This window comes from Acetobacter pasteurianus subsp. pasteurianus LMG 1262 = NBRC 106471 (assembly GCF_000285275.1).
In the GTDB taxonomy this organism is placed as follows: domain Bacteria; phylum Pseudomonadota; class Alphaproteobacteria; order Acetobacterales; family Acetobacteraceae; genus Acetobacter; species Acetobacter pasteurianus.
Window position 1 is genome coordinate 1 of record NZ_CADO01000049.1, and the last position, 7262, is coordinate 7262.

A 7262-nucleotide genomic window follows, 5' to 3' on the forward strand; every position below is an offset into this window, starting at 1 on the left:
CCTAGCATCTGAACCTGCGCAAGAAGGGCACCGAGTGGATTACGCAATTCATGCGCCGCACTTGCTGCAAAAGCGCGTTCCGTAGAAAGTGCTGTTTTAAGACGGGACAAAAGCGTGTTTACCGCATGCTGGATAGAAACCAGTTCAACCGGCAAATCAAGTGATGAAATAGGGCTTAAATTGCCACTGCCACGAGATTGCATTTCATCATGCAAACGGTTCAAAGGTCGCAAGGCACGACGCACAATCAGCCGCACCAGCACCCAAATTACGGGCAGAAAAATCAGTATCGGCAAGACCGCTATGGCCGTAGCACGCCATGTGGCCCCTCGCCGATGCAACGTGGGTTCCCCAACCAGAACACGATAAGCCGTGGCCGTAGGTGCTGCAATATAAACCCTAAACAAAGGCGTATTAGAAAAACCTGTATGAATATCAGGCACAAAAGGCTCAACCGGTGCATTTTGAGAACGCAGAACAACATGGCCAGATTGATCAACAACCTGATACGCGAGTGTTCGTGGCCCCACATCGGGCACCCATGCCACGTTGTCTGACTGGGCTTTATGCGGCTGTATGGTGATGATAGCCTGCAAACGTTCGGATACTTCCTGCAAGGAATTGTCCAGACGTTCTGTTATTTCGTAACGCGTAAAACCGGCAACTGCGATACTAAGGGCAAGAAGGCTCAGCGTGACCACGCACAGAACACCACTGACAATCCGGGTCGCAAGGCTCCAGTTTTTCATGCGTCTGCTCTATCGGCCAGGCAATAGCCCCGGCCACGCACGGTTTTTATAACCGTATTGCCAACCTTTTTACGCAGGCGGCTAATAAAAACCTCAACCGTATTACTGCCAACATCCTGATCCAGCGCATACAGGGCTGTATCAATCTGCTGGCGGGAATAAATGCGTCCGGGCCTGCGTGAGAGCAATTCCATAATCGCCCATTCCCGTGCTGTTAACTCAAGTTCCATCTCGTTACGCATTACGGAACGGTTTTCGCGGTCAATAACAATCTCGCCTATCTGGTAGCTGGCCTGCCTGCGTGGCGTGACGTACCGGCGCGCGACAGCTGCAATCCGGGCAACAAGTTCATTCAGGTCATAGGGTTTGACAATGTAATCATCCGCTCCATCAGACAAACCTGCAATCCTGTCACTGATCTGGTCTTCTGCCGTCGTGATCAGAATGGCGGTATCAAAGGACGTGCGGCGGATCTCACGCAGCAGATCGCGCCCATTGCCATCTGGCAGCCCAAGATCCAGCAGCATAAAGTCGTAATCCACGGTTGCTACGGCTGCACGTGCATCTTCCAGTGTCATGAACCAGTCTACAGCATGCCCATCCTGCCTTACACGCTCCTGCACGGCGGCCCCTAGATCGTGCTCGTCTTCCACAATGAGGATACGCATCAGTTCTGAACCTCCTCTCGCATGACACGAGCATATAGGGATGGCAGCACCAGCAGGGTCAGCAACGTGGATGTCACCAACCCGCCAATCACCACACTGGCCAAAGGCCGCTCCACCTCTGCGCCTGCACTTTTAGAAAACGCCATGGGAAAAAAGCCAAGGCTTGCCACCAGCGCCGTAGCCATAACCGGCCTGAAGCGGGATTTGGCTCCAGCAAAAGCTGCCTGTGCCACGGCCATGCCACGCGCGCGCAATGCGGCAATTTCACTCACCAGCACAACACCATTCAAAATTGCCACCCCAAACAGTGCAATAAATCCAATACCTGCTGAAATACTGAAAGGCATTCCACGTAATGTCAGCATAATAATGCCGCCGGTTGCAGCCACAGGCAGATTGATAAAAACCAAGAGTGCGGGCCGGATTGCGCCAAAGGTTACAACCAGCAAAGCAAATATCAGACCAAGGGCAATCGGCAGAACAATTTCCAGACGTTGCACGGCTGAGTGCAGGTTACGAAATTGCCCATCCCATCGCATGGTATAACCCGATGGCAGATGCACATCATGCGCCACACGCATCTGCGCTTCGGCCACAAAGGAGGAAAGATCCCGCCCACGCACATTGGCCTGCACCACCATGCGCCGGCGTACACCATCACGACTGATACGTGGTGTACCGTCAACTTCATGCACATGCGCCACTTGTGAAAGCATGACATTCCCCTGCCCATCCATACGCCGGACAGGCAAGGCAGCAATAGCTGGCGCTGAAGCCACATGGCGGCCGTTCAGGCGCACCTGCGTGCTGATAATGGCATTGCCAACAATAACAGGCCGCGCACCAATATGCCCGCCTATGGCTTCCACCGTATCCAGAATATCCTGTACTGCCACGTTGCGGCTGGCAGCCTGTGCGCGATCAATGTCCACCACAACCAGCGGCACACTGCCATCACCCGCCGCTGCCACATCTGCGGCACCTTTTACATTTGAGATAGCCGCTACAACCTTGTCTCCCAGAGTAGCGAGTGTTGCCAGATCATCACCAAAAATCGAAACCGCAATCTGTGTTCTTACGCCAGAGAGCAGATCATCCATGCGCATCTGCACTGGCTGGCTCCAGGAATACAGCGCCTCTGGCAATTCTCGCCGCAGTGTCTCATCCATTGCAGCCACCAGCCCGGCCTGTGTGTGCGCAGTTTTCCAGGTGGATGGTGGATTAAGAAGAATAAAACTATCCGTTTCATTCACACCCATCGGGTCCGTGGGAATGGCGGATGTGCCTGTATTGCTGACAACTGTTTTGACTTCAGGAAAATGCATCAAAATCTGTTCCTGTTTTGTCACCGATGCAAGCACTGTCTCCAGAGATGCTGAGGGCAGACGTGTGGTGGTAACAGCCAAAGCCCCTTCATCAAGCTGGGGAATGAACTCCCCGCCCAGGCGTGTTGCAAGACCTGCCGACAACACCAGAACAACCAGCGTGCCTCCAAACAGAAGGCGCGGATGTGCCTTTCCCCATTCTGTCATGCACGTGTATGGCGCACGCAGGCGGGCAATCAGCCATGTATCGCCTTTAGGCCGTACGCGTGCCAGAGCCAGAGCCGCAATTACGGGAATACAAATGAAGCAGTAAGCCAGCGAAGCCAGAAGCGCCATAATAACCGTTTGCGCCATGGGCCGGAACATATGCCCTTCAATGCCCTTCAGGGTAAGAATAGGCAGATAGACCATAATGATGACCAGTATGGCGAAGCCCACAGGCCGCATGACCTGCTGAATAGATGAGACAACCAGCGGCATAAACGCGGCTTCTGGCTCCTCCTCCCGCCTTGAAAGGATATGCTCAATAACCACCAAAGAGCCATCAACAATCATGCCAAAATCAATGGCACCAAGGCTGAGCAGATTGGCTGAAATACCAAAATACCGCATGCCCGCCATGGCGCAGACAAGAGCCACCGGAATAACGGAGGCAATGACCAACGCAGCCTGCCAGCTTCCTATCACCACCACAAGCACTGCTATCACCAGCCCGGCACCCATCAGCAGATTATCGCGCACTGTGGCGATGATTTGCCCAGTGAGTGTGGCACGAGTGTAATAGGGTTCCAGCGTAACACCCGCGGGCAAGGATTGCCTGATACGTGGCAAAGCCTGGTTAATAGCTGCCAATGTGGCGTTGGAACTTGCGCCACTTTCCATCATCACCACGCCAATTACAATTTCACCCTGCCCATCACGGGTGACTGCGCCAAGGCGTGTGCGTGCGCCAGTTGTAATGTGCCCAAGATCTCGCAAACGTATGATGGAGCCATCGGCATTGGCGCGTACGGCAATGTTGCCAAAATCCGCAAGGCTGCTGATCAACCCACGCCCGACAACACTTTGCTGTTCGGCATGATGGGTGATCCACCCACCGCCTGATGCCGCATTGTTTGCATCTACCGCGCGATAAACCTCACTCACTGAAAGGTTGCTGGCAATCAGCCGAGCAGGATCCAGCACAACCTCATAGGTTTCTTCCGCGCCACCATTGACGTTTACATCCACAACACCCGGCACAAGCCGCATCTGCGGCACTACCGTCCAGTTCATGATCCGGTTGAGTTCCATAAGTGAGCGCCCTGCCCCCTTGATCTGGAACTGCATGATTTCACCCATGCCCGTTGCAAGCGGCCCCATGCTTACAGTAATGCCCGGAACAGATATGGAGGCACGCGCCTGCTGGATGCGCTCATTCACACGCGTGCGGTCAAGATTGATATCCGTGTCATCAGCAAACTGCACATAAACAACCGAGACCCCACCACGGGAAACAGAGCGCAGATCCGTCATACCGGGAATACCGGTCATGCTGGCTTCAACCGGAAAGGTGATCAGTTTTTCCACTTCCTCGGTCGCAAGGCCTGGCGCCACAACGGATACGAGAACCTGCTTTGGTGAAATATCTGGCACAGCCTCCACAGGCAGTTCCAGCACTGCCATCATACCTGCCGCCAATATCAGAGCCAATCCACCCAGCACCAGCATGCGAGCCCGCAGCAAAGCCTCCAGGTATTTACGGGCCATCAGTCTGCGTCCATTCCGGCCAGCCCGATGATTGATTTCAGGGCAAAACTGCCGTGGCTGACCACTGCCTCACCCTCTTTCAAACCTGAGCTTACAACCGCATGCTTACCATCATCCAAGGCTATATTCACCATCACAGGCCGGTAATGCGTTTTATCTACCTGCACAAATACGACGTTATGGACATCAATTTTCTGAATGGCATCTGACGGCACGACCATTCCCGTTACACTGTCACGCTCCGTCAGGCTGGCATCCAGCACCATGCCTGGAACCAACACACCAGTTGGGTTGGAAACACGGCTGATAACACGCACCAACCCTGTTTGCGGGTTGGCCATGCCATCCACTGTATCAATCCGGGATGTGATGGCACCATCGTTGGTCTCTGTGGTCTGTAATCCACCGGGCTGAAGACGTGCTGCCTGTTCCGGCGTAATGTCCGAAACAATCCACACGTCAGACAGATCTGCTACGCTCGCCACGTTTGTGGTTGGCGTTAGGTCTGCGGCAACAGATGTATCCAGCGTTTGCACCATACCATCAACCGGAGAGATCAGGGTTGATACCTCATCCTGCTGTTTCCGGCTGCTTTGTTCAGAAGATGAATTGAACTCCTCATTAAACCGATGACCCAATGTATCCACATCTGCCTGCCGGGCCCGCATGGTTGCATCTGCCTGCGCCAGAATATCCTGCCTGCGGCGCAGCTCTGCCAATGGAAGGGTTTGACCAACCAGTTGTTTTGCGCGCTGCACTGCGGCTGCGGCATCATTTCTACTAGCAATGGCAGCAGTTAACGCTGCACGCATTTGAATGGCTTGCAGCCGTGCACCATGAAGAGAATGATCCTGATAGCGCAACAGGGCCTGTCCTTTACGGACCGAATTACCTGGCTGCACCAAAACGTCCAGCACTTTGCCGCTTCCGGCTGGATGAATATACACAAGCCGCGTAGTATCGGGCATAACCCGGCTGATAACTGGCAAAATGCGAGAAACCTTACCGGATTTGGCAAAGATCACTGTAATGCCTTCATTTTTTATCGCTGCCATATCCAGCGCCACAACTGAAGGAAGTATCTGATCTTCGGCATTGGCGAGAGACTGCATGCAAAAAAACACAGCGCAATACAGAAGGATGCGCCCTTTCATGGTGTGACCCCCATGGCAATCATCATACGCAGCGTTGCGACATGCCACTCCACCTCTGCTCGAGCGTTGGCAAATTGCGCATTGCAGGCTGCCTGTTCTGCCTGCATGACAGTTTCGAGTGTTCCCTCTCCCACCTGCCAGGCATGTTCTTCTGCCGCTGCACGCTTTTGCATATTTGCGGCAGCTATACGTGCAGTCTGCCGGGCCGCTGTGGCAGCCATCAGCCGAGCACGCACACGGGATATTTCCAGATGCACCATGCGTCGGGCCTGTATTTCCTGACTATTGGCAGAAGCAAGCCTGTTGCTGGCTTCAGACATAATCGGTGTATTCCGGGCCTCGCTTGGTAGTGGGATGCTGAAGTTGACACCAACCCGGTCATCCCATGGGCTGCCATACTGTTTTTCATGAATCACATCGATGCCCACTTCTGGATTGGGCATAAAAGAGCGGCGGGCAAGCTTCATATTAGCTTGTGCAGCTTCAACATTTTTATGTGCGGCTTTTACGCGCGGATCATTGTCTTCCATATCACGCGGTTCCACAAACCGCACATGTGCCATATCTGCGCCATGAGAAAGATCAACCTCAACTGGCTGGGTAAATAAAACTTCCAGTTCAGCCTGAGCGTTTTCCAGATATTCCTGCGCCAATGCCTGTTCATTACGGGCATTTTCCATTTCTGACTGTGCTATCCGGCTTTCCGAAGATGAAGATTCACCCACATGCGCAGAATGGGCAATCAAACTATTTATCCTGCTTGCATACTCATACAGTTGATGTGCCGCCTTTAAACGTTCCTGAGCAATCTGCGCTTTGGCCGCCCCATCTAATATCCTTATGGAAAGCGACAGGTATTCAACATTTAGCTGCTCATCCAGAGATGCGGCTTCAGCACTTGCAACCTGACGTGTGGCACTTCCCTGCCCTGGTAACCAGAGTGGTACGGACACCCCTCCCTGATAAGTAGTGTACCCTTCATTACTCCCGATTGCATGGTCATCCATATATTCACCGGACAGAGTTGGTCCGCCAGCAAACCATGATCCTGCTGCACTGCTGCGCGCCTTTGCAGAATGATGGCCAACCTGCAATTCCGTACGCACAGGATCAACCGCCCAGGCCATATTAACGGCTCTATGAAAATCTATTTTTCTTGGCATGTTCTGGGCTTTTGCGGAAAATATGCCGAATAAAAACATCACAATACTTAACAGCAGGATTTCACGCATGAGGTTACACGCAGCCTCCTACGGAATAATCGGCTTGTTATGCGTAATTCGGGAGGCAAGGTCATTCCATAGATTGACCGTTGCCAAGTTGATGTCGCCTTTTATGGATGAAGGTGACTGGGTGCGTGAAAAAGACGTCAGGGCCATGCGTTCACCAATCACAAAACGCCCTTGCGAAAATAATGTGACGGAAAGCGATCCCAACCGCCCCTGCCCGGCCGGACGCTTAATAGACACCCGCATATGTGGTGGTGGCACAGCAATAGTATGAAATGCTTGGAGTTCTGTTTCTCCTACAGGACAGGCAACACTCTGCAAGACTGCATGCCGTAAAACAGAATGTGGATAGCCTGCATATGAGCCATCTATATGCAGAAGAATACCT

The 7262-nt window shown here is 53.0% G+C and carries 6 protein-coding genes; all 6 read right to left on the reverse strand.

What is annotated here, in order from left to right; all coding sequences use genetic code 11:
* A partial coding sequence (locus APA10_RS08955; protein ID WP_035367539.1) for a HAMP domain-containing protein occupies positions 1–749 on the reverse strand: 749 nt, incomplete at its 3' end.
* Entirely contained in the window at positions 746–1417 is a 672-nt protein-coding gene (locus APA10_RS08960) for a response regulator transcription factor (RefSeq protein WP_004449949.1), read from the reverse strand. The genes APA10_RS08955 and APA10_RS08960, both read right to left, overlap by 4 nt.
* Positions 1417–4491, reverse strand: a complete 3075-nt coding sequence (locus APA10_RS08965; protein WP_004449950.1) for an efflux RND transporter permease subunit — start codon at positions 4489–4491, stop codon at positions 1417–1419. Before APA10_RS08965 ends, APA10_RS08960 begins: the two co-directional genes overlap by 1 nt.
* Positions 4491–5645: an efflux RND transporter periplasmic adaptor subunit gene (locus APA10_RS08970; protein ID WP_004449951.1), complete on the reverse strand. Its 1155-nt coding sequence runs from the start codon at positions 5643–5645 to the stop codon at positions 4491–4493. The genes APA10_RS08965 and APA10_RS08970 overlap by 1 nt, the downstream gene beginning before the upstream one ends.
* Complete coding sequence (locus APA10_RS08975) at positions 5642–6877, reverse strand: TolC family protein (protein WP_004449952.1); 1236 nt, start codon at positions 6875–6877, stop codon at positions 5642–5644. The genes APA10_RS08970 and APA10_RS08975 overlap by 4 nt, the downstream gene beginning before the upstream one ends.
* Positions 6878–6895: 18 nt before the next feature.
* The coding region (locus tag APA10_RS08980; protein ID WP_035367541.1) for a hypothetical protein at positions 6896–7262 on the reverse strand (367 nt) is incomplete at its 5' end.

Excerpts from the sequence above, each read along its gene's own strand:
- APA10_RS08960 (WP_004449949.1), bottom strand. The coding sequence starts at position 1,417 with ATGCGTATCCTCATTGTGGAAGACGAGCACGATCTAGGGGCCGCCGTG.
- APA10_RS08965 (WP_004449950.1), bottom strand. The coding sequence starts at position 4,491 with ATGGCCCGTAAATACCTGGAGGCTTTGCTGCGGGCTCGCATGCTGGTG.
- APA10_RS08975 (WP_004449952.1), bottom strand. The coding sequence starts at position 6,877 with ATGCGTGAAATCCTGCTGTTAAGTATTGTGATGTTTTTATTCGGCATA.
- APA10_RS08970 (WP_004449951.1), bottom strand. The coding sequence starts at position 5,645 with ATGAAAGGGCGCATCCTTCTGTATTGCGCTGTGTTTTTTTGCATGCAG.